Annotated in this window: 27 protein-coding genes; 17 read left to right on the forward strand and 10 right to left on the reverse strand. The window is 67.3% G+C overall.

All coding sequences use genetic code 11. The features are described from left to right. Positions 1-5 precede the first annotated feature (5 nt). The gene (locus VJ693_RS13730) at positions 6-476 is read right to left on the reverse strand and encodes a DUF192 domain-containing protein (protein ID WP_324154960.1); all 471 of its coding nucleotides are present in this window, start codon (positions 474-476) and stop codon (positions 6-8) included. A 103-nt stretch (positions 477-579) separates the two neighbouring features. Here VJ693_RS13730 and VJ693_RS13735 point away from each other — a divergent pair, with 103 nt between their 5' ends. The 9 genes from VJ693_RS13735 to VJ693_RS13775 all read left to right on the forward strand — a co-directional run bounded on the left by VJ693_RS13735 (position 580) and on the right by VJ693_RS13775 (position 8,436). After that, positions 580-2,922, forward strand: coding sequence for a cation-translocating P-type ATPase (locus VJ693_RS13735; RefSeq protein WP_324154962.1), 2,343 nt, complete (start codon positions 580-582; stop codon positions 2,920-2,922). Positions 2,923-2,937: 15 nt separating this feature from the next. Then, positions 2,938-3,084: a cbb3-type cytochrome oxidase assembly protein CcoS gene (gene ccoS / locus VJ693_RS13740; protein ID WP_324154964.1), complete on the forward strand. Its 147-nt coding sequence runs from the start codon at positions 2,938-2,940 to the stop codon at positions 3,082-3,084. Between the two features lie 79 nt (positions 3,085-3,163). Beyond that, a complete protein-coding gene (gene ccoN / locus VJ693_RS13745) occupies positions 3,164-4,603 on the forward strand; it encodes a cytochrome-c oxidase, cbb3-type subunit I (protein ID WP_324154965.1) in 1,440 nt (479 codons plus the stop codon). A 20-nt stretch (positions 4,604-4,623) separates the two neighbouring features. Next, positions 4,624-5,244 (forward strand): cytochrome-c oxidase, cbb3-type subunit II, encoded by a 621-nt coding sequence (gene ccoO / locus VJ693_RS13750; protein ID WP_324154967.1) that lies wholly within the window; start codon positions 4,624-4,626, stop codon positions 5,242-5,244. Between the two features lie 13 nt (positions 5,245-5,257). After that, complete coding sequence (locus VJ693_RS13755) at positions 5,258-5,458, forward strand: cbb3-type cytochrome oxidase subunit 3 (protein ID WP_324154969.1); 201 nt, start codon at positions 5,258-5,260, stop codon at positions 5,456-5,458. Beyond that, positions 5,455-6,369: a cytochrome-c oxidase, cbb3-type subunit III gene (ccoP, locus tag VJ693_RS13760; RefSeq protein ID WP_324154970.1), complete on the forward strand. Its 915-nt coding sequence runs from the start codon at positions 5,455-5,457 to the stop codon at positions 6,367-6,369. The genes VJ693_RS13755 and ccoP overlap by 4 nt, the downstream gene beginning before the upstream one ends. A 9-nt stretch (positions 6,370-6,378) precedes the next feature. After that, positions 6,379-7,839 (forward strand): cytochrome c oxidase accessory protein CcoG, encoded by a 1,461-nt coding sequence (gene ccoG, locus VJ693_RS13765; protein WP_324154972.1) that lies wholly within the window; start codon positions 6,379-6,381, stop codon positions 7,837-7,839. Between the two features lie 35 nt (positions 7,840-7,874). Then, entirely contained in the window at positions 7,875-8,147 is a 273-nt protein-coding gene (locus tag VJ693_RS13770) for a nitrogen fixation protein FixH (protein ID WP_324154974.1), read from the forward strand. Positions 8,148-8,187: 40 nt separating this feature from the next. Then, positions 8,188-8,436 carry a hypothetical protein gene (locus tag VJ693_RS13775; protein ID WP_324154975.1) on the forward strand — a complete coding sequence of 83 codons (249 nt, stop codon included), beginning with the start codon at positions 8,188-8,190 and terminating at the stop codon, positions 8,434-8,436. A 91-nt stretch (positions 8,437-8,527) separates the two neighbouring features. On the opposite strand, the gene fnr is transcribed toward VJ693_RS13775, so the two are convergent. Further along, positions 8,528-9,283: a fumarate/nitrate reduction transcriptional regulator Fnr gene (gene fnr / locus VJ693_RS13780; protein WP_324154977.1), complete on the reverse strand. Its 756-nt coding sequence runs from the start codon at positions 9,281-9,283 to the stop codon at positions 8,528-8,530. 109 nt (positions 9,284-9,392) lie between these two features. Between fnr and hemN the strand changes: the two genes are divergently transcribed. From hemN to icd, 3 genes are all read left to right on the forward strand, one after another. Further along, positions 9,393-10,829 carry an oxygen-independent coproporphyrinogen III oxidase gene (hemN, locus tag VJ693_RS13785; RefSeq protein WP_324155032.1) on the forward strand — a complete coding sequence of 479 codons (1,437 nt, stop codon included), beginning with the start codon at positions 9,393-9,395 and terminating at the stop codon, positions 10,827-10,829. Between the two features lies 1 nt (position 10,830). Further along, positions 10,831-11,553, forward strand: a complete 723-nt coding sequence (locus VJ693_RS13790; protein ID WP_324154978.1) for a sulfite exporter TauE/SafE family protein — start codon at positions 10,831-10,833, stop codon at positions 11,551-11,553. A 110-nt stretch (positions 11,554-11,663) separates the two neighbouring features. Further along, entirely contained in the window at positions 11,664-12,917 is a 1,254-nt protein-coding gene (gene icd, locus VJ693_RS13795) for an NADP-dependent isocitrate dehydrogenase (protein WP_324154980.1), read from the forward strand. A gap of 190 nt (positions 12,918-13,107) precedes the next feature. Here icd and VJ693_RS13800 read toward each other — a convergent pair whose 3' ends face one another. Further along, entirely contained in the window at positions 13,108-13,353 is a 246-nt protein-coding gene (locus tag VJ693_RS13800; protein WP_324154982.1) for a cold shock domain-containing protein, read from the reverse strand. Positions 13,354-13,587: 234 nt separating this feature from the next. Between VJ693_RS13800 and clpS the strand changes: the two genes are divergently transcribed. Both clpS and clpA read left to right on the forward strand, forming a co-directional pair. After that, entirely contained in the window at positions 13,588-13,944 is a 357-nt protein-coding gene (gene clpS / locus VJ693_RS13805) for an ATP-dependent Clp protease adapter ClpS (protein ID WP_324154983.1), read from the forward strand. Then, a complete protein-coding gene (gene clpA / locus VJ693_RS13810; RefSeq protein WP_324154985.1) occupies positions 13,941-16,253 on the forward strand; it encodes an ATP-dependent Clp protease ATP-binding subunit ClpA in 2,313 nt (770 codons plus the stop codon). Before clpS ends, clpA begins: the two co-directional genes overlap by 4 nt. A gap of 60 nt (positions 16,254-16,313) precedes the next feature. On the opposite strand, the gene eutC is transcribed toward clpA, so the two are convergent. From eutC to eat, 3 genes are read right to left on the reverse strand one after another with little or no spacing between them, the layout of a single operon-like run. Continuing rightward, positions 16,314-17,126, reverse strand: coding sequence for an ethanolamine ammonia-lyase subunit EutC (gene eutC, locus VJ693_RS13815; protein ID WP_324154986.1), 813 nt, complete (start codon positions 17,124-17,126; stop codon positions 16,314-16,316). Continuing rightward, positions 17,123-18,529 (reverse strand): ethanolamine ammonia-lyase subunit EutB, encoded by a 1,407-nt coding sequence (locus tag VJ693_RS13820; RefSeq protein ID WP_324154988.1) that lies wholly within the window; start codon positions 18,527-18,529, stop codon positions 17,123-17,125. The genes eutC and VJ693_RS13820 overlap by 4 nt, the downstream gene beginning before the upstream one ends. Positions 18,530-18,568: 39 nt before the next feature. Then, entirely contained in the window at positions 18,569-19,945 is a 1,377-nt protein-coding gene (gene eat / locus VJ693_RS13825) for an ethanolamine permease (RefSeq protein ID WP_324154989.1), read from the reverse strand. Between the two features lie 143 nt (positions 19,946-20,088). Between eat and VJ693_RS13830 the strand changes: the two genes are divergently transcribed. Then, positions 20,089-21,090, forward strand: coding sequence for a helix-turn-helix domain-containing protein (locus tag VJ693_RS13830; RefSeq protein ID WP_324154991.1), 1,002 nt, complete (start codon positions 20,089-20,091; stop codon positions 21,088-21,090). On the opposite strand, the gene VJ693_RS13835 is transcribed toward VJ693_RS13830, so the two are convergent. The 4 genes from VJ693_RS13835 to VJ693_RS13850 all read right to left on the reverse strand — a co-directional run bounded on the left by VJ693_RS13835 (position 21,063) and on the right by VJ693_RS13850 (position 23,800). Continuing rightward, positions 21,063-21,845: a M90 family metallopeptidase gene (locus VJ693_RS13835; RefSeq protein ID WP_324154992.1), complete on the reverse strand. Its 783-nt coding sequence runs from the start codon at positions 21,843-21,845 to the stop codon at positions 21,063-21,065. The genes VJ693_RS13830 and VJ693_RS13835 overlap by 28 nt on opposite strands. Before the next feature lie 5 nt (positions 21,846-21,850). After that, on the reverse strand, positions 21,851-22,588 hold the full coding sequence (locus VJ693_RS13840; RefSeq protein ID WP_324154993.1) for a UDP-2,3-diacylglucosamine diphosphatase: 738 nt from the start codon (positions 22,586-22,588) through the stop codon (positions 21,851-21,853). Between the two features lie 127 nt (positions 22,589-22,715). Further along, the gene (locus VJ693_RS13845; protein WP_324154995.1) at positions 22,716-23,219 is read right to left on the reverse strand and encodes a peptidylprolyl isomerase; all 504 of its coding nucleotides are present in this window, start codon (positions 23,217-23,219) and stop codon (positions 22,716-22,718) included. A gap of 5 nt (positions 23,220-23,224) precedes the next feature. Continuing rightward, a complete protein-coding gene (locus VJ693_RS13850) occupies positions 23,225-23,800 on the reverse strand; it encodes a peptidylprolyl isomerase (protein ID WP_324154996.1) in 576 nt (191 codons plus the stop codon). Positions 23,801-23,964: 164 nt separating this feature from the next. On the opposite strand from VJ693_RS13850, the gene cysS reads away from it, so the two are divergent. Beyond that, positions 23,965-25,341 carry a cysteine--tRNA ligase gene (gene cysS, locus VJ693_RS13855; RefSeq protein ID WP_324154999.1) on the forward strand — a complete coding sequence of 459 codons (1,377 nt, stop codon included), beginning with the start codon at positions 23,965-23,967 and terminating at the stop codon, positions 25,339-25,341. Between the two features lies 1 nt (position 25,342). Beyond that, positions 25,343-25,999: a DNA-3-methyladenine glycosylase gene (locus VJ693_RS13860; RefSeq protein WP_324155000.1), complete on the forward strand. Its 657-nt coding sequence runs from the start codon at positions 25,343-25,345 to the stop codon at positions 25,997-25,999. The last annotated feature ends 14 nt before the right edge of the window (positions 26,000-26,013 follow it).

Raw genomic sequence — 26,013 nt, forward strand, 5'->3', positions numbered from 1 at the left:
GGGGGTCAGTTGAACAGCGGCCCCGTCAGGCGCGAGCCTGTCTTCAGGCCGCGTTTGGCGAACCAGCCCTGATTCATCTCGAGCACGAAACGCACCGGCTGTCTGGAGCAGTGCGATTCGTCCGACAGCGGCTTCATGTCCTCGATGTTGACGATGCTGCCGTCGTCGGCCACGAAGGCTGCCGACAGCGGGATCAGCGTGTTGCGCATCCAGAAGCACTGGGTGGCCGGGCTCTCGAACACGAAGATCATGCCCTCGTGGCCGGCCATCTGCTGGCGGTACATCAGCCCGGTCTGGCGCTGCTCGCCGGTCTTGGCCACCTGGGCGACGATGTTGTGCATGCCGGCGTGCAGCGTCACGGTCGGAAGTTGCTGCGGCTGGCCATCCGGCGCGGCCGGCGCGGAATGGCTGAGCGCGAGGGCGGCCAGGCCGGCCAACAAGGCAGCAGGAACACGGCGTGTCTTGATCAATGTCATGTCGGGGGTGGGGGTCGATCGGTAGATTATCGAACGCAGCAGGAGGCATGGCGCCGACAGGCTGCGTCCGAACATCTCGCCGCCAAACCGCTCCGCCGTTCCAATGAACCAGCCCGCCGCCTCCTTCGCCCCGGCGCTGGACGCGGCCGCCATGCCCACCCCGGCCGCCAACGACGACCTGGCGGTGCTCGACGACCCGATCGAACAGCAGGCCAGCACCCGCTGGGAGACAGACAGCGCCGGCCGGCGCGTGGCCGAGACCAGCCTGCTGCTGGAGGGCATGCACTGCGCCGCCTGCGCCGGCATCATCGAATCGGCGCTGATCCAGGTGGCCGGCGTCGAGCGCGCCGAGGTCAGCGCCGCCGGGCAGCGCGCGCAGGTCCGCTGGTGCCCCGAGCACACCCGGCTGTCGACCGTGATCCAGGCGGTGCGCGCTGCCGGCTACGACGCCTTGCCCGATGCGGCCGCACCGGCCCGCGCACTGCGCCAGCGCGAGCGCCGCACGGCGCTGTGGCGCCTGTTCGTGGCGAGCTTCTGCGCGATGCAGATCATGATGTTCGCCACACCCAGCTACGTGGCGGGCGCGGGTGAGCTGGCGCCGGACCTGCGGCAGTTGCTCAACTGGGGCAGCTGGCTGCTGAGCATGCCGGTCCTGCTGTTCTCGGCCGGCCCCTTCTTCCAGGGCGCCTGGCGTGCGGTGCGGCAGCGACGCATGGGCATGGACGTGCCGGTGGCGCTGGGCATCGCGGTGAGCTTCGTCGCCAGCAGCGGCGCCACCTTCGATCCGGGCGGCGTTTTCGGCCACGAGGTGTACTTCGACTCGCTGGCGATGTTCGTCAGCTTCCTGCTGGGCGCGCGCTATCTCGAAACACTGGCGCGCCACCGCGCGGCGGAAAGCCTGGAACAGGCGCTGGCGGCGATGCCGGAAACGGCCCAACGGCTGAGCGAAACCGGCGCGGCCGAGACCATCAGCGTGCACCGCCTGCGTCCAGGCGACCGGGTGCAGGTTGCGCTGGGTGCCAGCTTCCCGGCCGATGGCCGGCTGGAAAGCGGCTGCACCCAGGTCGACGAAAGCCTGCTGACCGGCGAGTCGCTGCCCGTGCCGCGCGGCGAGGGCGACGAGGTCGTCGGTGGCAGCGTCAACCTGGGCGCGCCGGTGCTGGTGCGGGTCGAGCGGGTGGGCGCCGACACGCGACACGGCGCGATCGTCAGCCTGATGCGCCAGGCGCTGACCCAGCGACCGGCGCTGGCACGCCAGGCCGATGCCTGGGCGGGGCCGTTCCTCTGGGCGGTGCTGGTGTCGGCGGCCGTCGCCGCCGTGGCGTGGAGCTGGATCGAGCCGTCGCGCGCGATCGGGGTGGCTGTCGCCGTGCTGATCGTCACCTGCCCATGCGCGCTGTCGCTGGCCGTGCCGTCCTCGCTGGTGGCCGCGGCCGGGGCACTGGCGCGCCGTGGCGTGATGTTGCAGCGCCTCGATGCGTTGGAGGCGCTGGCACGCATCGACCGCCTGTTCATCGACAAGACCGGTACCTTGACGGAGGACCAGCCGACCTGGGTCGGCACGCAGCTTGTCGACTCGAGCAATGCGCCGCTGGGCGACGTGGCGCCACCGACCCAGGTGGCCGCGGCCATCGCGCTGGCACGCTGGTCGAGCCACCCGCTGGCGCAGGCGCTGGCGGCGGCTCCGCCGCCCGCAGCCGCATCACCCGGCTGGGCGCAGGTGCACGAGCTGGCGGGCCAGGGCCTGCAAGCGCGCGATGCGAGCGGCCGCGCCTGGCGGCTGGGCAGCCGGCAGTGGGTCTGTGGCGATCGGGCCGGGGCGGGCGAGGGCGCGAGCCCCCTGCCGGCCGTCTGGTTCGGTGCGGCGGGCGCCGAGTTGTGCCTGCGCTTCGATTTCGACGAGCGTCTGCGCGCCGATGCCGCCGGAGCGGTGCAGGCGCTGCAGCAAGAGGGCGTGAAGCTGACGCTGCTGTCGGGCGACAGCCAGGCCCGTGCCGAGCGACTGGCGGCGCGCCTGGGCCTGACCGATGCGCGCGGCGATTCGACCCCGCAGGCCAAGCTGGCAGCGCTGGCTGCGGCGCAGGCGGCCGGCGAGCGCGCCGGCATGGTGGGTGATGGCGTCAACGATGCGCCGGTGCTGGCCCAGGCGGACGTGTCGTTCGCGATGGGCCGCGGCGCGATGGTGACGCGGGTGCATGCCGATGCGGTGATCGTCTCGAACCGGTTGGCCGACCTCGTGGCCGCACGGCGGCTCGCCCGACGCATGCTGCAGATCACGCGGCAGAACCTCGGCTGGGCCGCCGCCTACAACCTCGCCTGCGTGCCGCTTGCGCTCGCAGGCTACCTGCCGCCCTGGGCTGCGGGCCTGGGCATGGCCTGCAGCTCGCTGCTGGTGGTCATGAATTCGCTGCGCCTTTCGGGGAACCGCGAGCCTTCACGCAACTGACAACCGAGCAAATCGATGGACATCCTGTACCTGCTGATCCCTCTGTCCGCCGTGCTCGTGCTCGCGATCATCGGCCTGTTCGGCTGGGCCTTGCACAGAGGGCAGTTCGACGATCTGCAACGCGAAGGCGAGCGAATCTTCGACGAGCCCGACAACGGTTGATACCGATCAAGTGGTTTCAGGTTACCTCGCCGAACAATCCCGCAGGGCCTGCAAAGACGCGGGCATGAGGAGTCAATCGATGGCAATTGCTTCAGCGCCGGTGCGTCCGGCCTACAACGACACCGTCGTGCGCGGGTTCGCGCTGGCGGCGGTGATCTACGGCATCGTCGGCATGCTGGTGGGGGTGATCGTCGCCTCGCAGCTGGCGTGGCCCGAACTGAATTTCGGGATACCGTTCCTCAGCTACGGCCGCTTGCGCCCGTTGCACACCAACGCAGTGATCTTCGCCTTCGGCGGCAGCGTGCTGTTCGCCACCAGCTACCACGTGGTCCAGCGCACCTGCCAGACCACGCTGTTCCTGCCGAAGCTGGCAATGTTCACCTTCCTCGGCTGGAACCTCGTCATCGTGCTCGCGGTGATCACCTTGCCCCTGGGGCTGACGACCGGCAAGGAATACGCCGAGCTCGAATGGCCGATCGATCTGCTGATCGCGGTCGTCTGGGTGGCCTACGCAATCGTGTTCTTCGGCACCGTCGGCACGCGCAAGGTCAAGCACATCTACGTCGCCAACTGGTTCTTCGGCGCCTTCATCATCGCCGTGGCCCTGCTGCACATCGTCAACAGCGCCGAGATCCCGGTCAGCCTGACGAAGAGCTACTCGGCCTACGCGGGCGTGCAGGATGCGATGGTCCAGTGGTGGTACGGCCACAACGCGGTGGGCTTCTTCCTGACCGCGGGCTTCCTCGGGATCATGTACTACTACATCCCGAAGCAGGCCGAGCGCCCGGTGTACTCGTATCGCCTGTCGATCGTTCACTTCTGGGCCCTGATCTTCACGTACATGTGGGCGGGCCCCCACCACCTGCACTACACCGCGCTGCCGGACTGGGCGCAGTCGATCGGCATGCTGTTCTCGCTGGTGCTGCTGGCTCCTTCCTGGGGCGGCATGATCAACGGGATCATGACCCTGTCGGGTGCGTGGCACAAACTGCGTGACGACCCGATCCTGAAGTTCCTGATCGTCTCGCTGTCGTTCTACGGCATGTCGACCTTCGAAGGGCCGATGATGTCGATCAAGACGGTCAACGCGCTGTCGCACTACACGGACTGGACCGTCGGCCACGTGCACTCCGGCGCGCTCGGCTGGGTCGGCCTGGTGTCGATCGGTGCCCTGTACTTCCTGATCCCGCGCATGTGGGGCCGCAAGACGATGTACAGCACCCGTGCGATCGAGCTGCACTTCTGGATTGCCACTATCGGCATCGTGCTCTACATCGCCGCGATGTGGATTGCCGGCGTGATGCAGGGCCTGATGTGGCGCGCGGTCAACCCCGACGGCACGCTGGTCTACAGCTTCGTCGAGAGCGTGAAGGCGACCTATCCGTTCTACGTGATCCGCGTGCTCGGCGGCCTGCTGTACCTGACCGGCATGCTGATCATGGGCTGGAACACGGTGATGACCATCCGCAGCGGCAAGGTGCAACCGGCGACCATCCCCGCCGTGGCCGCCGCCGCCTGAGGAAACAAGGAGAACACCACATGGCACATGCCCACAACGTTGGCGGTCACGAAAAGATCGAGACCAGCAACTTCCTGATGATCGTGCTGATCCTGGCCGCGGTCGCCTTCGGCGGCCTGGTCGAGATCGTCCCGCTGTTCTTCCAGCGCTCGACGACGCAGCCGGTCGAGGGCCTCAAGCCCTACACCTCGCTGCAATTGGCCGGCCGCGACATCTACCTGCGCGAGGGCTGCTACAACTGCCACTCGCAGATGGTGCGCCCGTTCCGCGCCGAGACGTTGCGCTACGGCCCGTACTCGGTGGCCGGCGAGTTCGTCTACGACCACCCCTTCCAGTGGGGCTCGAAGCGAACCGGGCCGGATCTGCAACGGGTCGGCGGCCGCTACAGCGACGAGTGGCACAAGGTTCACCTGAACAACCCGCGTGACGTGGTGCCGGAGTCGAACATGCCCGCCTACCCGTGGCTGGCACAAGGCACGATCAACCCGTCCGACATGGCGCCCAAGATGAAGGCGCTGCGCGTGGTCGGCGTGCCTTACAGCGACGACGAGATCGCCAAGGCCGGCGACGAAGTCAAGGGCAAGACCGAACTCGACGCCCTGATCGCCTACCTGCAGGTGCTGGGCACTGCCCGCAAGTGACGGGAGCCGAAGCATGGAATTCGATGTCAACACCTGGCGCAGTCTGATCACTGTGCTGTCGTTGGTGCTGTTCCTGGGCCTGATCGCCTGGACGATGAATCGGCGGCGCCTGCCGGCCTTCGAGGAAGCGGCGCATCTGCCGTTTGCCGACGAAGGGCCGGCATGGGCTGGCGACGACACCACTGACGACTCGCAACGGAGCAACAAGCAATGAGCGACTTCTTCAACGCCGGCTGGTCCGTGTATGTCGGCGGCATCACCATCGCGGGTCTGGTCTTCTGCCTGATCCTGTTGATGGTGGCCAGCCGCCGCCGCGTGATGGCCAATGACAACACCACCGGGCACGTCTGGGACGAGGACCTGCGTGAAATGAACAACCCGCTGCCACGCTGGTGGATGGGCCTGTTCGTCGTGACGGTCATCTTCTCGGCCATCTACCTGGCGCTGTACCCCGGCCTGGGCAGCATGGCAGGCAGCCTCGGCTGGTCGAGCGCCGGCCAGTGGCAGGCCGAGCAGGACAAGGCGCGTGCCGCGATGGCGCCGGTCTATGCCGCGTTCGCCAACCAGAGCGCCGAGCAACTGGCCAAGAGCCCGCAGGCGATGGCGATCGGTGAGCGGCTGTTCGTCAACAACTGCGCCCAGTGCCACGGTGCCGACGCGCGCGGCAGCAAGTCCTTCCCGAACCTGACCGACGGCGACTGGCTGGGCGGCACCGGCGAGGAGTACATCCACAAGACCATACTGGATGGCCGCACCGGCATGATGCCGCCGATGGCTGCCGCAGTTGGCACCTCGGACGACGTGAAGAACGTGGCCAACTATGTGCTGAGTCTGTCGGGCAGCCCGCACAACGCGGTGGCCGCCCAGCTGGGCAAGCCGAAGTTCGCTGCTTGCGCCGCCTGCCACGGACCCGACGGCAAGGGCAATCAAGCGATCGGCGCGCCCAACCTGACGGACAAGGTTTGGCTGCACGGCTGGGGTGAGGCCGCGATCATCGCGATGGTCAACAACGGCAAGACCAACGTGATGCCGCCGCAGGGCCCGCGCTTCACGCCCGAGCAGGTGAAGGTGCTGACCGCCTACGTCTGGAACTTGTCGCACCCGACCCAGGTCGCCGAGAAGTAAGTGAGCGGCGTGAGCGAAACGGCCACCACTGCCACGCCAGCGCCTGCGGCCCCCGCCGCAGGCGACGATGGATCAGAAGCGGTCGTTTCGCTCTACCAGAAGCAGCGCAAGATCTACACCCGGGCCGTCTCGGGCACCTTCGCCACCTGGCGCTGGGCGCTGGTCTGGTTCACGCAGCTGCTGTTCTACGGCCTTCCCTGGCTGACCTGGAACGAGCGGCAGGCCGTGCTGCTGGACCTGGCCTCGCGCCGGTTCTACATCTTCGGCCTGGTCCTGTACCCGCAGGACTTCATCTACCTGACGGGCCTGCTCGTCATCTCGGCTTACTCGCTGTTCCTGTTCACTGCGGTCGCCGGGCGCCTTTGGTGCGGCTATGCCTGTCCGCAGACGGTCTACACCGAGATCTTCATGTGGGTCGAGGAGAAGATCGAAGGCGACCGCAACCGGCGCATGAAGCTCGACGCGGGCCCGTGGACCCTGGAGCGCGTGTGGCGCAAGACAGCCAAGCAGGGTGCCTGGATCGCCATCGGCCTGTGGACGGGCTTCACCTTCGTCGGCTACTTCACGCCGATTCGCACACTCGTCAATGAGGCGCTGACGCTCGGCTTCGGCCCGTGGGAGTGGTTCTGGGTGCTGTTCTACGGCTTTGCCACCTATGGCAACGCCGGCTACATGCGCGAGCAGGTCTGCAAGTACATGTGCCCGTATGCGCGCTTCCAGAGCGCGATGTTCGACCACGACACGCTGATCATCAGCTACGACACCGAGCGCGGCGAGCCGCGCGGTTCGCGCCCGCGCAAGGCCGACATCAAGCAGCTTGGCCTGGGCACCTGCATCGACTGCAGCCTGTGCGTGCAGGTCTGCCCGACTGGCATCGACATCCGCAAGGGCCTGCAGTACGAGTGCATCGGCTGCGCCGCGTGCATCGACGCCTGCGACGGCATCATGGACAAGATGAACTACCCACGGGGGCTCATCCGCTACGCCACGCAGAACAGCCTGAAGGAACACCTGCGGTGGCGGCAGATCGTGCAGCGGATCGTCCGACCGCGGGTGCTGGTCTACACCTCGATCCTCGTGCTGATCTGCGCTGCTTTCGTGGCCAGCATCGCGCTGCGCAGCCCCTTCCGGGTCGACGTGGTGCGCGATCGCGCCACGCTGGCGCGGCTGGTGGATGAAGGCCGGATCGAGAACGTCTACCGTCTGCAGATCATGAACGCGACCGAGCAGCCGCAGCGCTACCGGGTCGGCGTCAGCGGCCTGCCGGGCATCGCAGTAGCCGGCGAGGCGGAACTCAGCGTGCAGCCGGCCGAAGCCCGCTGGCTGACGCTGGGCGTGCAGATTCCGCCCGAGGCGGCGATGCAGGCCGGCGACGGCGCCCACGCGATCCAGTTCCACGTCGACCGCCTCGGCGATGACGGCAGCGTCGTTCAGGTCACCGAGAAATCCACCTTCATCGTGCCGCGCTGATGCGGCGATACTCAGACGGAAGCAGGACAGACATCATGCAAGCCATCGAACGACTCCCCGCCACCCCGGCAGATGCCGGGAAGGAAAAGCCCACCTCGTGGTGGCGCGTGCCGATGGTGTGGCTGGTCATCGGCGGGCCGTTGACGGTCGTGGTGGCCAGCCTGGCCACCGCTGTGATTGCGGTGCGCGGAGCCGACCCGGTGCTCGGGCCGGGCGAGCGAGGCAGTGTGAGCGAACGTACGTCGACGCCCGACGCGATGACGCCGGCACTGCAGGCTCGCAATCACGCCGCCACGCCCAAGCGCTGACGCATCCCCACGCCGCCATCACCGCCGCCGGACGCTCCACATGACGACACCGCCGACCGAGAAATCGACCCGAGCGTTGTGCATCCTCTGGCCCGCCTTCGTGATGGCCGGCGTGCTGGAGACCGTGGTCTTCGCGGTGGTCGACCCGCACCACCTGCAGTGGTTCGGCAGCACGCCGATCGAGTGGCAGCCGACGACGCTCTATTCCGTGGCCTTCCTGCTTTTCTGGGTCGTGATCTCACTGGCGTCATCGATCACCCAGTTCCTCGTGCATCCCGATGCACGGTGACTGAAGGCAGGGTGCTTGCGCGGATCCGGCTCAGCCGGTCCGCCGCAAGAGCCCCCCGGCGGGCAGCGACCGGAAGGGAGCGTGGGGGCCTTCAGCAAGCCGCGCCGTTGATCAACTGCTGCAGGCCGGCCTGGTTGATGATTCGGATCTGACGCTGCTTCACTTCCAGCAGGCCCTCGTCCTGAAACTTCGAGAAGGTGCGGCTCACCGTTTCGAGCTTCAGGCCCAGGTAGCTGCCGATCTCTTCGCGCGTCATGCGCAGGATCAGCGACGAGGGGGAGAAGCCCCGTGCCTGCAAACGCTGGGTGAGATTCAGCAGGAACGCTGCCAGTCGCTCCTCGGCGCGCATGCTCCCCAGCAGCAGCATCACGCCATGGTCGCGCACGATCTCGCGGCTCATGATCTTGTTGAACTGGCGCTGCAGGTCGGTGAATTCGCGCGACAGGTTTTCCAGCTGCTCGAAGGGGATCACGCAGACCTGCGAATCCTCGAGCGCGACCGCGTCGCACGAGTGGTGGTCGTTGCTGATGCCGTCCAGCCCCAGCAACTCACCCGCCATCTGGAAGCCGGTAACCTGGTCGCGCCCATCTTCCGAGGACACACAGGTCTTGAAGAAACCGGTGCGCACCGCATAGAGCGACTCGAATTCGTCTCCGGCACGAAACAGCGTTTCGCCCCGCGGCACGCCGCGGCGCGTGGCCACCAGCGTGTCCATCCGTTCCAGGTCTTCCCGGCTCAACCCGACGGGCAAGCAGAGCTCGCGCAGGTTGCAGCTGGAGCAGGCGACCTTGAAGGCCTGGGTTTTCGCGCGGGCGGTGGCTTCTGTCATGGGGTCGTGCAAGGACATGATCCTTCTCAAGGGTCGGGGTATTCTTGGCCCTTGCGGCTGGATAGGGCTTGAGCCAGATCAAGGTCCACCCCCTGCCTTCGAAGGCACCATCGGCCCCATGCTGACCATGCCTGACGATGTACGCGCCGCCACACCGGGCGGAGCCCGGCCGGAAAACGCCACGGGGTTGCCGATCGAGTTGCTGCGCCGGTTCGATGTGCCGGGCCCGCGCTACACCTCCTACCCGACTGCCGACCGATTTGTCGAAGCCTTCGGCCCGGCCGACTATCTGCGTGCGCTGCGCCAGCGTGCCGAGGGGGCCACGGTCGGCGGTAAGACGCCACTGTCGTTGTACGTGCACATCCCGTTCTGCGAATCGGTCTGCTACTACTGCGCCTGCAACAAGGTCATCACCCGCCAGCACGGCAGGGCCGTCGAGTACCTCGAGGCCCTGCGCGCCGAGATCCAGCTGCACGCCGACGCGTTTGGGGCACCGCAAGTCGTTTCCCAGCTGCACTTCGGCGGCGGCACGCCGACCTTCCTGAGCGACGAGGAGCTCGGCGGGCTGATGGCCGACATCGGCAAGGCGTTCCGCATCGCGCCGGGCGCTGAAGTGTCGATCGAGGTCGATCCCCGCACGGTCTCGGCCGCCCGGTTGGAGGCATTGCGCCGCATGGGCTTCAACCGTGTCAGCTTCGGAGTCCAGGACTTCGACCCCGAGGTTCAGAAGGCCGTCCACCGCGTGCAGTCGTTTGAGATGGTGCGCGACCTGATGCTGGACGCACGGCGGCTCGGCTTCGAGTCGATCAACGTCGACCTGATCTACGGCCTGCCCAAGCAGACGCCGTCGTCGTTCGCCCGCACCGTGGCACAGGTTAGCGAACTGCGCCCCGACCGCATCGCGCTGTACGCCTACGCGCACTTGCCGCAGCGCTTCAAGCCGCAACGGCGCATCGACGCCGAGCAACTGCCGCCCCCGGAAGACCGGGTGGCGATGCTGTCGGGCGCGATCGACGGGTTCCTGGCGCACGGCTACACCTACATCGGCATGGACCATTTCGCGCTGGCCGGCGACTCGCTCGCCGCGGCCAAGCGCCAGGGCCGCCTGCACCGCAATTTCCAGGGCTACAGCACCCAGCCGGACTGCGACCTGGTCGGTCTGGGCGTGTCGGCGATCGGCCGCATGGGTGCGACCTACAGCCAGAACGCCAAGACGCTGCCGGAGTATTACGACGCGATCCGCCAAGGCCAGTTTCCGGTCGTGCGCGGGCTCGCGCTGACCCGCGACGACCTGCTGCGTCGCGCTGTCATCATGGCGCTGATGTGCCAGGGCCGACTCGAGTTCGAATCGGTCGAGTTGGCTTACTTGGTCAACGTGCGGGAGTACTTCCGCACCGAGCTGGCCGAGCTCGAGCCGTTCGCCGAGCAAGGGCTGGTCACGATCGAGCCCGCAGCGGTGCAGGTGACCGCGCCCGGCTGGTTCTTCGTGCGCGCGATCGCGATGGTCTTCGACAAGCACCTGCGAGCGGACAAGGTGCGCGAGCGCTTCTCGCGCATCATCTAGCGTGGACCTGGCGCTGGCATTCACGGCGTTGTTGCTGGGCTTGGCCGGCTCGGTTCACTGCGTCGCGATGTGTGCGGCACCGAGCGCCGCGGCGGTTCGCGCTTGCACCGGTGCCGGCCGCGGGCGGGATGCCTGGTCAGCCTTTCATGTCGGGCGGCTGGTCGGCTACGCGCTGGCCGGGGCGGTCGCCGCCGCAAGCGTCGGGGCACTCGCCCGCTGGAGCGCATGGAGCCCGGCGCTGCGTCCGCTATGGACACTGCTGCACATTGCCGCGCTGGCACTCGGCCTTTGGCTGCTGGTGCGTGGCCGACAGCCCGAGTGGCTGGAGCGGATCGGCCGGGGCGCGCAGCGCTCGGCCGCGCCGGCCGGTAGCGGCTGGCAGCGCGTGCACGGGCCGGCGAAGGCGGGCGCCGCGGGTCTGGCCTGGGTGGCCTGGCCCTGCGGCCTGCTGCAATCGGCGTTGATGGTCGCGGCACTGGCCAACAGTGCCGCCGGCGGGGCGGCGGTGATGGGGGTCTTTGCGGTGGCCTCGGCCCCGGCCTTGGGCCTGGCGCCCTGGCTCTGGGGCCGCTGGGCGAGCGGGCAGGGCGCGTCGGCGCAGGTCCTGTCGGCCCGGGTCACCGGTGGGGCCGTTCGCGTGGCCGGCGGGCTGCTCGCCGCCGCCTCGGCCTGGGCGCTCGGCCATGACCTGATCCGTCAAGCCATCGCCTTTTGCGTCTCGTAGGCCCGCCTGCGTCAGGGTGGTCAGCCGACTGACAGGTGGGCTGCACTAGAATTTCAGTTTCCGAAATCCCTTTTCACAACCTACCACCACGAAGCGCGGAGCCAAGCGACATGTACCAGCACATCAAGGTGCCCGAGGGCGGCCAGAAGATCACCGTGAACGCGGACTTCTCGCTCAACGTCCCGAACAACCCGATCATTCCGTACATCGAGGGTGATGGCACCGGTTTCGACATCACGCCCGTGATGATCAAGGTGGTGGACGCGGCGGTCGCGAAGGCCTACGGCGGCGAGAAGAAGATCCACTGGATGGAGATCTACGCCGGCGAGAAGTCGACCAAGATTTACGGGCCGGACGTGTGGCTGCCCGAAGAGACGCTGGCTGCACTGCGCGACTACGTGGTGTCGATCAAGGGCCCCCTGACCACGCCGGTCGGCGGCGGCATCCGCTCGTTGAACGTCGCGTTGCGCCAGGAGCTCGACCTCTACGTCTGCCTGCGCCCGGTGCAGTACTTCGCCGGTGTGCCTTCGCCGGTGAAAGAGCCGCAGAAGATCGACATGGTGATCTTCCGCGAGAACTCGGAAGACATCTACGCCGGTGTCGAGTGGGAAGCCGAAAGCGACAAGGCGAAGAAGATCATCAAGTTCCTGATCGAGGAAATGGGTGTCAAGAAGATCCGTTTCCCCGATACCTCGGGCATCGGCATCAAGCCGGTGTCACGCGAAGGCACCGAACGCCTCGTGCGCAAGGCCCTGCAGTACGCCATCGACAACGACAAGCCCAGCGTCACGATCGTGCACAAGGGCAACATCATGAAGTTCACCGAAGGTGGCTTCCGTGACTGGTCCTATGCGCTGGCCCAGCGCGAGTTCGGCGCGGAGCTGATCGACGGCGGCCCGTGGTGCAAGTTCAAGAACCCGAAGACCGGCAAGGACATCGTCGTCAAGGATTCGATTGCCGACGCCTTCCTGCAGCAGATCCTGCTGCGCCCGGCCGAGTACTCGGTGATCGCCACGCTGAACCTGAACGGCGACTACATCTCCGACGCGCTGGCGGCGCAGGTCGGAGGCATCGGCATCGCCCCGGGCGCCAACCTGTCGGATTCAGTGGCCTGCTTCGAAGCCACCCACGGCACCGCGCCCAAGTACGCCGGCAAGGACTATGTCAACCCGGGTTCCGAGATCCTCTCGGCCGAGATGATGCTGCGCCACATGGGTTGGTCCAAGGCCGCCGATCTGATCATCAGCTCGATGGAAAAGTCCATCCAGAGCAAGAAGGTCACCTACGACTTCGCCCGCCTGATGGATGGCGCAACGCAGGTCTCCTGCTCGGGATTCGGCCAGGTGATGATCGACAACATGTAAGGCAACGCGGCGGTGCCGCGTGACCTGATGTAAGCCCCCGGTCTCGCCAAGCGAACCAGGGGCTTTTTACCGGGTATCGGGCGCCCAGACGCCCTCTGGCCGCCTGCATCCGGCGGCGAGAATCATTTCTGACGAAGCGGCGCCAGAACCCGCGGTGCAAGCTTCCGCCCGGCGGACCGGGGCGCTGCGCTCAGCCGGCCGAACGCTCTGACGACCCCGCGACTGCGCCGGCAACAGCCCGAATGTTCTGCGCGAGGTGCCCCTTCGGGCCCTGCACCAGTTCGAACATCACCTGACTGCCCTGCTTGAGGGTGCGAAAGCCATCCATCTGGATGGCTGAGAAGTGCGCGAAGACGTCGTCTCCGCCTCCCTGCGGTTCGATGAAGCCGAAACCCTTGGCGTCATTGAACCATTTGACGGTGCCCACCAGATCCATGTCGAATTCCTCCTGACGCCCTTTTTGGGAGGGCTTATGCGGCTATTTTTGAGGCCCGGCTCCGAGCCTGTCAATGGCAAGCGGGCCGGTATGGCGACACGAGCGCAACGGCAGGCGGGCGGGCCGGCGCATTAGGGCTTGCGGATGGCGGTTTTTCGCTCAATGGCCCGCCTCTTGCTCCGGCGAACATCGAGGCCTCCTGTGCCGTCGCGGCCAACTGGCTATACTGAATTCATGCCCTCGAAAGCGCCCAAGCCACCTGCTTCGCCGCCCTTGGTCTCACGGCCAGACGAGGGCGACGGGTCGGTCGTTGCCGAGCGCAAGGCGGCCAAGACAAAGCCGCCTCGCATGTACCAGGTCGTCATGCTCAATGACGACTTCACACCGATGGAATTCGTCGTGATGGTGCTGCAGGAATACTTCAGGCTTGATCTTGAAGCCGCCACCCTCATCATGTTAAAGATTCACCATGAGGGTCGGGCCGTCTGCGGCGTCTTTTCGAAGGACGTTGCGGCCACCAAGGTCGAGCTGGTGCTCGCCGCCGCGCGTCGCTCAGGGCACCCGCTTCAATGCATTATGGAGGCCGCATGATTGCCCAAGAACTGGAAGTCAGCCTGCACATGGCGTTCGTCGAGGCACGCCAGCAGCGACACGAGTTCATCACCGTCGAGCACCTGCTGCTCGCGCTGCTGGACAATCCCTCCGCGGCCGAGGTGTTGCGCGCCTGCGCAGCCAATATCGAGGATCTGCGAAAGAGCCTGGTCGCCTTCATCCGGGAGAACACGCCCACCGTGGGCGGCTCGGAAGAGGTCGATACCCAGCCGACACTGGGCTTCCAGCGCGTGATCCAGCGCGCGATCATGCACGTCCAGTCCACGGGCGGCGGCAAGAAGGAAGTGACCGGCGCCAATGTGCTGGTGGCCATCTTCGGCGAGAAGGACTCGCACGCCGTGTACTACCTGCATCAGCAGGGCGTGACGCGGCTGGACGTGGTCAATTTCATCGCCCACGGCATCAAGAAGTCCGATCCGCCCGAGCCTCAGAAGGGCAATGAAGGCTCTTCCGGCGATGGCGAGAAGGAAGAAAGCGGTGGCGAGGGCAAGGGTTCGCCGCTGGACCAGTTCACGACCAACCTGAACCAGCAGGCCCGCGAGGGCAAGATCGACCCGCTGATCGGCCGTGAACTCGAGGTCGAGCGGGTGATCCAGGTGCTTTGCCGCCGGCGCAAGAACAACCCGCTGCTGGTCGGCGAAGCCGGTGTCGGCAAGACGGCGATCGCCGAGGGCCTGGCTTGGCGGATCACCGAGGGCGACGTGCCCGAGGTGCTGGCCGATGCGACCGTCTACGCGCTGGACATGGGCGCACTGCTGGCCGGCACCAAGTACCGTGGCGACTTCGAGCAGCGCCTGAAGGGCGTGCTGAAGCAGCTGAAGGACAGCCCCAAGTCGATTCTCTTCATCGACGAGATCCACACCTTGATCGGCGCCGGTGCGGCCTCTGGCGGGACGCTGGACGCGAGCAACCTGCTGAAACCCGCCCTTTCGTCGGGCACGATGAAGTGCATCGGTGCGACCACCTTCACCGAGTACCGCGGCATCTTCGAGAAGGACGCGGCCCTGTCGCGGCGCTTCCAGAAGATCGACGTGGTGGAGCCCTCGGTCGAGCAGACGGTGGAGATCCTGAAGGGCTTGAAGTCGCGCTTCGAGGAGCACCACAGCGTCAAATACGCCCTGGGCGCCCTGCAGGCCGCGGCCGAGCTCTCGGCCAAGTTCATCAATGACCGGCACCTGCCCGACAAGGCGATCGACGTGATCGACGAGGCCGGCGCCGCGCAGCGCATCCTGCCCAAGAGCAAGCAGAAGAAGACGATCACCCGCTCCGAGGTCGAGGAGATCGTCGCCAAGATCGCGCGCATTCCGCCGGCCAGTGTGTCGAGCGACGACCGCGGCAAGCTCAAGAGCCTGGAGCGCGATCTGAAGAGCGTTGTCTTCGGCCAGGATCCGGCGGTCGACGCGCTGGCCGCCGCGATCAAGATGGCACGTTCGGGCCTGGGCAAGGCCGACAAGCCGATCGGTGCCTTCCTGTTCAGCGGCCCCACCGGCGTCGGCAAGACCGAAGTGGCCAAGCAGCTCGCCTACATCCTGGGCATCGAGTTGATCCGCTTCGACATGAGCGAGTACATGGAGCGGCATGCGGTCAGCCGGCTGATCGGCGCGCCCCCGGGCTACGTGGGCTTCGACCAGGGCGGGCTGCTGACCGAGGCGGTGACCAAGAAGCCGCATTCCGTGCTGCTGCTCGACGAGATCGAGAAGGCGCACCCGGATGTCTTCAACGTCCTGCTGCAGGTGATGGACCACGGCACGCTGACCGACAACAACGGGCGCAAGGCCGACTTCCGCAACGTGATCATCGTCATGACCACGAATGCGGGCGCCGAGACGATGAACAAGTCGACCATCGGCTTCACCACGCGGCACGAGCAGGGTGACGAGATGGGCGACATCAAGCGCCTGTTCACGCCCGAGTTCCGCAACCGGCTCGATGCGATCGTCAGCTTCCGCGCACTGGATGAGGAGATCATCCTGCGGGTGGTCGACAAGTTCCTGTTGCAGCTCGAGCAGCAACTGGCCGAGAAGAAGGTCGAGGTGACTTTCACCGACGCGCTTCGCAAGCACCTGGCCAAGAAGGGTTTCGACCCGCTGATGGGCGCTCGACCGATGCAACGGTTGATCCAGGACACGGTCCGTCGCGCACTGGCTGACGAGTTGCTGTTCGGTCGCCTGGTCGACGGTGGCCGGCTGACGGTGGACGTGGATGCGGAAGGGCACACCGTGCTCGACATTCAGCCGCCGGGCAAGAGCGGCGACAAGCCCACCAAGGCCGAGGCGACCGCCCTGTGAGGGACCGGCTGCTGAACGACTGAAACCACCAAGGCGCCGCGCGAGCGGCGCCTTCGCATTTCAGCGGCGGGATTCGCCAACCAGCGCGAATGGCGCGGAGCCGCCAGCGGATAGCGGCTGTTGCACGACGCTCTCGTCCTTCAATCCCACGCCGGTGATGGCGCGAGCGCGTGCAGCGCGCAGCAGCCACGCGGTGCGCCCCGCCGCTTCCGAAATGGCCAAGCCCTCGGGCCGCACGTTCGAGATGCAGTTGCGCTCGGCATCGGTGCGCCCGGGTTGCGGCGCCCAGGTGAGGTACAGCCCCATGCTGTCGGGCGAACTCAAGCCTGGCCGTTCGCCGATCAGCACCAGCACGAGGCGGGCGCCGAGCAGCGCGCCAACCTCGTCCCCAATCGCGACGCGCCCCTGGTGCACGATCGCAGCCGGCGCCAGGCGCCACGCCGCCGGATCGTCACGCAGAAGCTCGCGAAGGCGAGCCAGGAACGGCACGGCATGCCGCTCGACCGCCAGCGCCGACAGCCCATCGGCCACGACGACGGCGAGGTCGTTTGGTGTGGCGTCGCCATTGCGCCGGAGCAGGGCAGCGGACTTGTCGGACAGCCGCCGCCCCAGGTCGGGCCGCTGAAGATAGGCGCCTCGGTCCGGCGCGGCGCTGTGCAGGGTCAGGCTTGGCCAATCGATCTCGCTGAGCGCCGACGCCACCGCTGCTGCATCGAACGGCCGGTGGACCGCGTCGCGAGCCTGCGCATGGGCAAGCTGGAAGGCGAGGTGCGGCTCGGTGGGAAGGCTGACACCGGCACGGCCCAGCGCGATCCGAGCCGGGGTGTGGCGGCGCAGCGCGGCCCAGCCGTTGTCGACGACGTTCGACTTCATGGCGCCGGCAACCGGTTTGCGAAACGTTCCGGCATTGCCTCGGCCAGGCGAGCCGTGCCGCCCGGCTCGAAGATGCGCATGCGCTCGAGCCAGGCCTCGAATTCAGGCGCGGGCCGCAGCCCGAGCACGCGCCGCGCGTACAGCGCGTCATGGAACGAGGTGGTCTGGTAGTTCAGCATCACGTCGTCCGAGCCGGGAATGCCCATGATGAAGGTGCAGCCGGCGACTCCCAGCAACGTCAACAGCACGTCCATGTCGTTCTGATCGGCCTCGGCGTGGTTGGTGTAGCAGATGTCGCACCCCATCGGCAGCCCGAGCAGCTTGGCGCAGAAATGGTCTTCCAGCCCGGCACGGATGATCTGCTTGCCGTCGTACAGGTATTCAGGCCCGATGAAGCCGACCACCGTGTTGACCAGCAGCGGCTCGAAGTGGCGCGCCACCGCATAGGCCCGGGCCTCGATCGTCTGTTGATCGCAGCCATGGTGGGCGTTGGCCGAGAGTGCGCTGCCTTGGCCGGTTTCGAAGTACATGACGTTGCGACCGCGCTGGCCGTCGGCGAAGACGCTGCCGCGCTGGAGGGCCAGCGCCGCTGCGCGCGCCTCGGCCAGCAGCGCAAGGTCGATGCCGAAGCTGCGGTTGGTTGCTTCGGTGCCGCCGACGGACTGGAACACCAGATCGACCGGCGCGCCGCGCTCGATGGCCTGCATGGTGTTGGTCACATGGGTCAGCACGCAGGATTGGGTGGGGATCTCGTACTGGCCGATCACCGCGTCGAGCATCCGCAGCAGCTGGATGACCTGCGGGACGCTGTCGGTGGCCGGGTTGATGCCGATGACCGCGTCGCCGCTGCCGTAGAGCAGGCCGTCGAGCACGCTGGCGGCGATGCCGGCGGCATCGTCGGTCGGGTGATTCGGTTGCAGCCGGGTGGACAACCGGCCCGGCAGACCGATGGTGCCGCGGAACCGGGTCGTGACCTCGCACTTGCGGGCGACCAGGATCAGGTCCTGGTTGCGCATCAGTTTCGAAACGGCCGCCACCATTTCCGGTGTCAGGCCGGGCGCCAGGGCGCGCAGGCCAGGGCCGTCCGCGTCATCCGAGAGCAGCCAGTTGCGGAACTCGCCCACGGTCTGCGACGAGACCGGGGCAAAGGCAAGGCCATCGTGGCCGTCGATGATCAGCCGCGTGACCTCGTCGGTTTCATACGGCACGACCGCCTCCTGCAGGAAATGGGCGAGAGGCACCTCCGCCAACGCCATCTGCGCGGCGACCCGCTCTTCGGCAGACGCGGCCACCACCCCGGCCAGGTGGTCACCCGATCGTTCGGGCGAGGCGCGGGCCAACAGCGCAGCCAGGCCGTCAAAGCGGTAGCTGCGGGCGCCGATGCGGTGATGAAAGCTGGCCATGGCGCGACAACAGGGCAGGGTGGCCGCACTCTAGCGTTCTCAGGCGCTTGCTGCCTTGGCTGGCACCGAAACCGTGCGTCGCCGCGTGGCGAAGGTGAACCAGGCATAGCCGAGCAGGCCCAGAACCACGAACAGTGCGCCCACCAGGCGGTTGTAATAGAACATCGTCGCCAGGCAGACCAGCGCTGCGGCAAGCGCGAACGCCGGGAAGGCGGGGAACATCGGCGCCCGGAACGGCCGCTCCAGGCCCGGCTCGGTGCGCCGCAGCTTGAACAGGCTCGCCATGCTGACGATGTACATCACGATCGCTCCGAAGACGCTCATCGTCACGATGTTCGCGGTCAGCGTCTGCCCGCCGAAGGTGATCAATTCGTCACTGAAGATCGCCGCGATGCCGACCACGCCGCCGGCCAGGATGGCCCAGTGCGGGGTATGGAAGCGCGGATGGACGCGGCCCAGCACGCCGGGCAACACGCCGGCGCGGGCCAAGGCATAGATCTGGCGCGAGTAGCCGAGGATGATGCCGTGGAATGACGCGATCAGCCCGAACAGGCCCAGCCAGACCAGCATGTGCAGCCAGCCGCTCTGCGCGCCGACGATCAGCTTCATCGCCTGCGGCAGCGGGTCGTTGATGTTGGCAAGCTGCGCCCAGTCGCCCGCGCCGCCGGCGAAGACCATCACGCCAGCGGCCAACACCACCAGCGTCAGGATGCCGGCCACGTACGCGATGGGGATCGAGCGGCGTGGGTTCTTGGCTTCTTCCGCCGCCATGGCCACGCCTTCGATCGCGAGGAAGAACCAGATCGCGAAGGGAATCGCGGCAAACATGCCGGGGACCGCCGCGGCACTGAAGCCATCCTGGCCTGCCCAGCCGCCCTTGACGAAATGGGCGATGGAGAAGCCCGGCGCCACGACCCCCATGAACACCAGCAGCTCGAAGATGGCCAGCAGGGTGATGAAGAGCTCGAAGGTGGCGGCGATCTGCACACCGACGATGTTCAGGGCCATGAACGCCGCATAGGCGCCGACGGCCGCCAGCTTGGGTGACAGTGCCGGGAACTGCACGTTGAGGTAGGCGCCGATCGCCAGCGCGATGGCCGGCGGCGCGAAGACGAATTCGACCAGCGTCGCGTAGCCCGCCAGGTAGCCGCCCGTCGGGCCGAAGGCGCGGCGGCTGTACTCGAACGGGCCGCCGGCATGCGGAATGGCGGTGGTCAGCTCGGTGAAGCTGAAGATGAAGGTGGCGTACATCAGCGCGACGAAGCTCGCGGTGACGAGAAAGCCCAGCGTGCCTGCCGAGGCCCAGCCATAGCTCCAGCCGAAGTACTCGCCAGAAATGACGAGACCCACAGCGATGCCCCACAACTGCAGGGTGCTCAGGGATTTGTTCAGCGACGGGCTGGCGGTATGTTCCATGCGGTTCTCCGGGAGAGCGGGTCGTCCGGCCGGGCGGGTCAGTGGCCCGGCGATTGCTCCGACAAGGTCGCCGGCGCTGGCCGCAAGCGTATGAGCGGCGGCGGCGAGCCTGATAGCGGGAATCGGCAAAGTTCATGGACACGATGTCAGGTCTAGATGCACCGTCTTGGCGCCCGGGCTGGCAAGTCCAGGCCTTGCTCGCCCGCGATGTGGACGAGCATGCCGAACGCTTGAGCGGCTGGCGCCAGCGTTACGACCAGCTCACGCCAGGCGCCTTCAGCGGCCAGCTCGACGAGGTGGCCACCGGCACCGCACAGGTCTACCGCGAGAGGACGAGCCAGGCGCTGCACCAGCAGTGCGAGGTCTGGGCCGACTCGGTGTGGTGCGGCCTCACGGCGGTGCACGACGGCTCGCGCATCGACGGCCGCCAGGTCGGCCCGAGTGGCGTGATGGTCTGCGGCCGCGCGGGCCGGTTCGAACTCGTGAGCCCGGCGGGCCACGACCTTCTCGGCGTGGTCGTCGGCCGCGGGGAACTGGAGCGTCAGGCCATGGCGCAGCGCCTGCCGCTGGCGTGGCCGCTGGTGGATGGTTCCCCGTGGCTCGAGGTGGCGGCCGAACGCCGCCGCCTGGCGTTGTCTCGCCTGCGCGCCATCCTTGCCTTGGCGGCCTCGGCCGGCGAGGCGCACCATCGGGCCGCGGCGGCGCGAGAGACGCTGCAGCAGGCGATGCTCGATGTCGTGCTCGACCTGCTGGCTGCGCCACAAGCGCCGCACGACGCGCGCAGCAACGCGACCGAACGGCGGCGCGTCGTGCGGCAGGTGTACGAAATGGTGGCCGCGCAGCCGGAGACGGTACCCAGCGTGGCCGCACTGTGCGAGCGCCTGCACGTCAGCCGCCGCACGCTGCAGTACGCCTTCGAGGCCGAGACCGCCTTGGGGCCGAACGCCTACCTGCGCAGCCTTCGGCTCAACGGCGCCCGGCGGGCGCTGCGCAGCGGCGGGGCCCGCAATGTGCGGGAGGCTGCCGCGGCCTGGGGCTTCTGGAACCTGAGCCAGTTCGCGCACGATTACCGCCACCAGTTCGGCGAACGGCCCTCCGACACGCTGGCGCGCGCCGTTCAGGCGGCTGGGTCCTGCCTGAAGTAGCCGGCGAAGAGTTCGTAAAGCGCCGGGTGCTCGCGGCGCATGCCATCCGGGGCGACGAAAAAGGCCTCGACGGCCACCGCGAAGAACTCTTCGACGCCCTCCGCACCGTAGGGGTCGAGCGCGGTGTCCTCGGCGCCGGCATCGATGCGGTCCGTGAAACGCTCGTACTCGGTGTCGATGCAGTCGATCCAGCTGTCTCGGGCCCGCGCGTTCGGCAACAGCGGCACGCCGTCGGCCTCGCCGTCGGCCATGTCCAGCACGTGGGCGAACTCGTGGATCACCACGTTGTAGGCCAGCTCGGCCGTCTCGCCCGCGGTGAGCACATCGGCCCAGGCCAGCATCACCGGGCCACCGCCCATCGCCTCGCCAGACAGCACCTCGTCGTACTGGTGGACGACACCGTCCTCGTCCATCACCTCGCGCGGGGCGACCACCTCGTCCGGGTGGACGACGATGCCGACGAAGCCGTCATAGGCCTGAATGCCCAGCCGCAGGACGGGAAGGCAGGCCTGCGCGGCGATCGCCACCGCCATCTCGTCAGTCACCACCAGACCCTGCGCACCATGGAACTCCTTGCGTGACAGGAACAGGCTGGTGAGCGTGCGCAGGGCCTCGAGGTCGGCCGCCGGCCGCGTGGCAATGAAGGGGTAGGCGGCGAGCACCGTGGCCCACAGCGCGTCGGGGATCGCGTGCCGTTGCAGGGCCCGGGCCTCGCGCCAGCCGCTGACGCGACGCCACAGCCGTGGGAGCACCATGACGGTCAACCCGCCTGAGCAGGATCCAGCCGCGTGAAGCCCTGCGCCGTCCAGCGCAGCACCTCGGCGCGGGGCGGCGTGGCGTGGTCGAGGTCCCAGTCGCTGAGCACGTGGCGCTGCCAGCCGCCGTCGCGGCGCTCGGACTGCGGGCGGTGGGTGTGGCCATGGACCAGGACACGGGCGTCGGCAGCCATCAGCCACTGCCGCGCAAGCGTCGGATCGGCGTCGGCGTAGGTGACCGGCTCGGCACGCTGCTGGTGCTCGCGGCTCGCGGCGCGCATCTGTGCGCCTATGGCCTGGCGTTCGGCCAATGACTTGGCAAGAAACGCGGCTTGCCAGGCAGGCTGGCGCACCTGCGCGCGGAACTGCTGGTAGGCCGTGTCGTCGATGCACAGCGCGTCGCCGTGGCTCAGCAGCACCGGCGCGGGGGCGATGCCGGGCGCGTGCAACGCCACCGGGTCGGGCAGATCGACCGCCCCGGTGGCTTCGAAGAAAGCTGCGCCGAACAGAAAATCGCGGTTGCCGCGCATCACGTACAGCGGGTGCCGGCGCCCGGCGGCCGCCAGCATGTCGCCGCAGCGGCGTTCGAAGGGCAGGGTGATCGAATCGTCACCCACCCAGGCCTCGAACAGGTCACCGAGGATGAAGACGGCGTCAGCGCAGGTCGAGGCCAAGTAGGCCTCGAGCGCTGCCAGCGTGCGCGGCAACTCGGGGCTCAGGTGCAGGTCGGAGATGAAATCCACGACCCGTGCGGATGGTGCCAGGTCGACTCGTGCCGGGGCCGGCTCGCGGCCAGCGTACGGCCGCTCCGAAGCGGCCGCGGTGCCCCCGTGGGGGGCGGGCGCAGTGCCCTGCGCCCGGGGGCGCCACTCAGGCAATCTCAGTGACCTTCTCGATCGTCACAGCTTCCAGCGGGACATCGTCGTGGAAGCCCTTGTTGCCGGTGCGCACCTTCTCGATCGTGTCGACCACGTCCTGGCCGGCAACGACCTTGCCGAAGACCGCGTAGCCCCAGCCGCTGGGCGATTCGGCGGTGAAGTTCAGGAAGCCGTTGTCCTTGGTGTTGATGAAGAACTGCGCGGTCGCCGAATGCGGCGCGTTCGTGCGCGCCATGGCGACGGTGTACTTGTCGTTCTTCAGGCCGTTGTTCGCCTCGTTCTGGATCGGTGCGTCGGTCGGCTTTTGCTTCATGTCGGCCGTCATGCCGCCGCCCTGGATCATGAAGCCCTTGATCACCCGGTGGAACACGGTGCCGTCGTAGTGGCCCTTGTTCGCGTAGGCCAGGAAGTTGGCCACGCTCTGCGGCGCCTTGGCCTCGTCGAGCTCGAGGCGGATCACGCCGGCGCTGGTGGTCAGTTCAACGGTCTTGGTCATGCTTGTTACTCCAACGTCGCTTTCTTGATGAGGACGGGCTGCACCGGCACGTTCTGGTGCGGCCCCTTGTTGCCGGTGGGGACGGCCTTGATCTTGTCGACGACATCCATGCCGTCGATCACCTTGCCGAACACCGCGTAGCCCTCGCCATCGCGGGCGTTGGGCTGGTCGAGGAAGCTGTTGTCCTTCAGGTTGATGAAGAACTGCGCGGTGGCCGAATTGGGCACCATCGTGCGCGCCATCGCCACAGTGCCTCGCACGTTGCTCAGGCCATTGCGGCTTTCGAGCGGAATGGGCGGGCGCGTGGGCTTTTCGCTCATGTCGGGCTTCATGCCGCCACCCTGGACCATGAAATCCGGGATGACGCGGTGGAAGATCGTGCCGTCATAGTGGCCGGCCCTGACGTACTGGACGAAGTTGTCGACCGTCTTCGGCGCTTTGTCCTTGTCGAGCTCCAGCACGATGTCGCCCACGCTCGTGGCCAGTCGCACCTTCTGCGCCAGCGCCGGCGAGGCGGCGAGCGCGCCGATGGCCACGCCCACGCCAAGCTGCGCGGCGTATCGAGCGAATCGGCGGACCATGGTAGTTGCCCCGGTGGCGGTCGCTGTCACGTCAAAAGTCTCCTTGGCTATACTCAGACGATTCTACCGACCCCCCGCACAACGGGCGCACGGCCGAGCCCCTACCAGCTTGCAGCCACCGCTTCCTCAAGCGACGCCACCGCGCCCGTTGAAGCCTTTCGTTGATGGCCCTGCGCATCTATAACACCCTGACCCGCCGGGTCGAAGACTTCGTTCCGATCGAACCCGGGCATGTCCGCATGTACGTCTGCGGCATGACCATCTACGACCTGTGCCACATGGGCCATGCGCGCATGATGATGGCCTTCGACGTCGTCTATCGCTGGCTGCTGGCCAGCGGCTTGCGCGTCACCTACGTGCGCAACATCACCGACATCGAAGACAAGATCATCAAGCGCGCGGTGGAGCGCGGCATCAGCATCCGGGCGTTGACCGATGAGATGATCGCGGCGATGCGGGCCGACATCGGCGCCATCGGCGTGTCGGCGCCCACGCATGAGCCGCGCGCCACCGACTACGTGCCGCAGATGCTGTCGATGATCGGCACGCTGGAACAAAAGGGCCTCGCCTATCGCGCGAGCAACGGCGACGTGAACTACGCGGTGCGCAAGTTCCCGGGCTACGGCAAGCTCAGCGGCAAGTCGATCGACGAATTGCGCGCCGGCGAACGTGTCGCCGTGGCTGAAGGCAAGGAGGACCCGCTGGACTTCGTGCTGTGGAAATCGGCCAAGCCCGAAGAGCCGGTCGACGCCAAGTACGACGGCCCCTATGGCCCGGGCCGCCCGGGCTGGCACATCGAATGCTCGGCGATGAGCTGCGCGCTGCTGGGTGAGCGCTTCGACATCCACGGCGGCGGCATGGACCTGCAGTTTCCGCACCACGAGAACGAGATCGCGCAAAGCGAGGGCGCGCTCGGCCACCCGTTCGTCAACGTCTGGGTGCACAACGGCTTCCTGAATGTCGACAACGAGAAGATGTCGAAGTCGCTCGGCAACTTCTTCACCATCCGCGACGTGCTGAAGCGCTACGACGGTGAGACGCTGCGCTTCTTCATGCTGCGCACGCACTACCGCAGCCCGTTCAATTTCAGCGACGCTCACCTCGATGATGCGCGCAGCGCGCTGCGCCGGCTCTACACCGCGCTGGAGGCCGCCGGCTCGCCGCAAGCCACCAAGATCGACTGGTCCACCGGCCGCGCCGCCGAGTTCAAGGCGGCGATGGACGACGACTTCAACACGCCCGGTGCGATGGCCGTGCTGTTCGAGCTGGCCACCGAGGTCAACCGTGGCGGCTCGCGCGAAGCCGCGGGCCTGTTGCGCGCGCTGGGCGGCACGCTCGGCGTGCTGCAACAGCAGCCCACCGCTTTCCTGCGTGCCGGCTCGGGCCTGGACGAAACGTCGATCAACGAGCGCATCGAGGCGCGCAACGCAGCCAAGAAGGCGCGCGACTTCGCGGCAGCCGATCGGATTCGCGACGAGCTGCTGTCCGCCGGCGTGATGTTGAAAGACACGCCACAAGGCACCACCTGGATCAAATCCTGAGATGGCGGCCAAGGGCAACATGGCCGGCGTGACGCCGGACTACTGGGACGATGCCTGCAAGCACCTGGCCAAGCGCGACCGGGTGATGAAGAAACTGATCCCCCAGTTCGGCGAGGCGCGGCTGCAAAGCCGTGGCGATGCGTTCACGACACTGGCACGCTCGATCGTCGGGCAGCAGATCTCGGTGAAGGCCGCGCAGTCGGTGTGGGACAAGTTCGCCGCGGCCGTCGGCGGGCCGCCGACGCGCCTCACGCCCGACGACGTGCTGGCGCTCGACGCGCCAACGCTGCGCGGCGCCGGCCTGTCAGCGCGCAAGGCCGAGTACCTGACCGACCTGGCGCATCATTTCGCCGACGGGACCGTGCACGTCAGGCAATGGCAGCAGATGGACGATGAGGCCATCATTGACGAACTGGTGGCCATTCGCGGCATTGGTCGCTGGACGGCCGAGATGTTCCTGATCTTTCACCTGATGCGCCCGAACGTCCTGCCGCTGGATGATCTGGGCCTGCTCAAGGGCATCTCCGTGAGCTATTTCAGCGGCGAGCCGGTGTCGCGTGCCGAGGCGCGCGAGCTGGGCGAAGGCTGGGCACCGTTCCGTTCGGTGGCCACCTGGTACCTGTGGCGCAGCCTCGATCCGCTGCCCGTTGAATACTGATCTGCAACCATCGC

The organism is Ideonella sp. (assembly GCF_035254525.1).
GTDB lineage: Bacteria > Pseudomonadota > Gammaproteobacteria > Burkholderiales > Burkholderiaceae_C > Ideonella.

Coding starts and splice junctions, on each gene's coding strand:
- VJ693_RS13730 (WP_324154960.1), bottom strand. CDS start 476: ATGACATTGATCAAGACACGCCGTGTTCCTGCTGCCTTGTTGGCCGGC.
- VJ693_RS13735 (WP_324154962.1), top strand. CDS start 580: ATGAACCAGCCCGCCGCCTCCTTCGCCCCGGCGCTGGACGCGGCCGCC.
- ccoS (WP_324154964.1), top strand. CDS start 2,938: ATGGACATCCTGTACCTGCTGATCCCTCTGTCCGCCGTGCTCGTGCTC.
- ccoN (WP_324154965.1), top strand. CDS start 3,164: ATGGCAATTGCTTCAGCGCCGGTGCGTCCGGCCTACAACGACACCGTC.
- ccoO (WP_324154967.1), top strand. CDS start 4,624: ATGGCACATGCCCACAACGTTGGCGGTCACGAAAAGATCGAGACCAGC.
- VJ693_RS13755 (WP_324154969.1), top strand. CDS start 5,258: ATGGAATTCGATGTCAACACCTGGCGCAGTCTGATCACTGTGCTGTCG.
- ccoP (WP_324154970.1), top strand. CDS start 5,455: ATGAGCGACTTCTTCAACGCCGGCTGGTCCGTGTATGTCGGCGGCATC.
- VJ693_RS13770 (WP_324154974.1), top strand. CDS start 7,875: ATGCAAGCCATCGAACGACTCCCCGCCACCCCGGCAGATGCCGGGAAG.
- VJ693_RS13775 (WP_324154975.1), top strand. CDS start 8,188: ATGACGACACCGCCGACCGAGAAATCGACCCGAGCGTTGTGCATCCTC.
- fnr (WP_324154977.1), bottom strand. CDS start 9,283: ATGTCCTTGCACGACCCCATGACAGAAGCCACCGCCCGCGCGAAAACC.
- hemN (WP_324155032.1), top strand. CDS start 9,393: ATGCCTGACGATGTACGCGCCGCCACACCGGGCGGAGCCCGGCCGGAA.
- icd (WP_324154980.1), top strand. CDS start 11,664: ATGTACCAGCACATCAAGGTGCCCGAGGGCGGCCAGAAGATCACCGTG.
- VJ693_RS13800 (WP_324154982.1), bottom strand. CDS start 13,353: ATGGATCTGGTGGGCACCGTCAAATGGTTCAATGACGCCAAGGGTTTC.
- clpS (WP_324154983.1), top strand. CDS start 13,588: ATGCCCTCGAAAGCGCCCAAGCCACCTGCTTCGCCGCCCTTGGTCTCA.
- clpA (WP_324154985.1), top strand. CDS start 13,941: ATGATTGCCCAAGAACTGGAAGTCAGCCTGCACATGGCGTTCGTCGAG.
- eutC (WP_324154986.1), bottom strand. CDS start 17,126: ATGAAGTCGAACGTCGTCGACAACGGCTGGGCCGCGCTGCGCCGCCAC.
- VJ693_RS13820 (WP_324154988.1), bottom strand. CDS start 18,529: ATGGCCAGCTTTCATCACCGCATCGGCGCCCGCAGCTACCGCTTTGAC.
- eat (WP_324154989.1), bottom strand. CDS start 19,945: ATGGAACATACCGCCAGCCCGTCGCTGAACAAATCCCTGAGCACCCTG.
- VJ693_RS13830 (WP_324154991.1), top strand. CDS start 20,089: ATGTCAGGTCTAGATGCACCGTCTTGGCGCCCGGGCTGGCAAGTCCAG.
- VJ693_RS13835 (WP_324154992.1), bottom strand. CDS start 21,845: ATGGTGCTCCCACGGCTGTGGCGTCGCGTCAGCGGCTGGCGCGAGGCC.
- VJ693_RS13845 (WP_324154995.1), bottom strand. CDS start 23,219: ATGACCAAGACCGTTGAACTGACCACCAGCGCCGGCGTGATCCGCCTC.
- VJ693_RS13850 (WP_324154996.1), bottom strand. CDS start 23,800: ATGGTCCGCCGATTCGCTCGATACGCCGCGCAGCTTGGCGTGGGCGTG.
- cysS (WP_324154999.1), top strand. CDS start 23,965: ATGGCCCTGCGCATCTATAACACCCTGACCCGCCGGGTCGAAGACTTC.
- VJ693_RS13860 (WP_324155000.1), top strand. CDS start 25,343: ATGGCGGCCAAGGGCAACATGGCCGGCGTGACGCCGGACTACTGGGAC.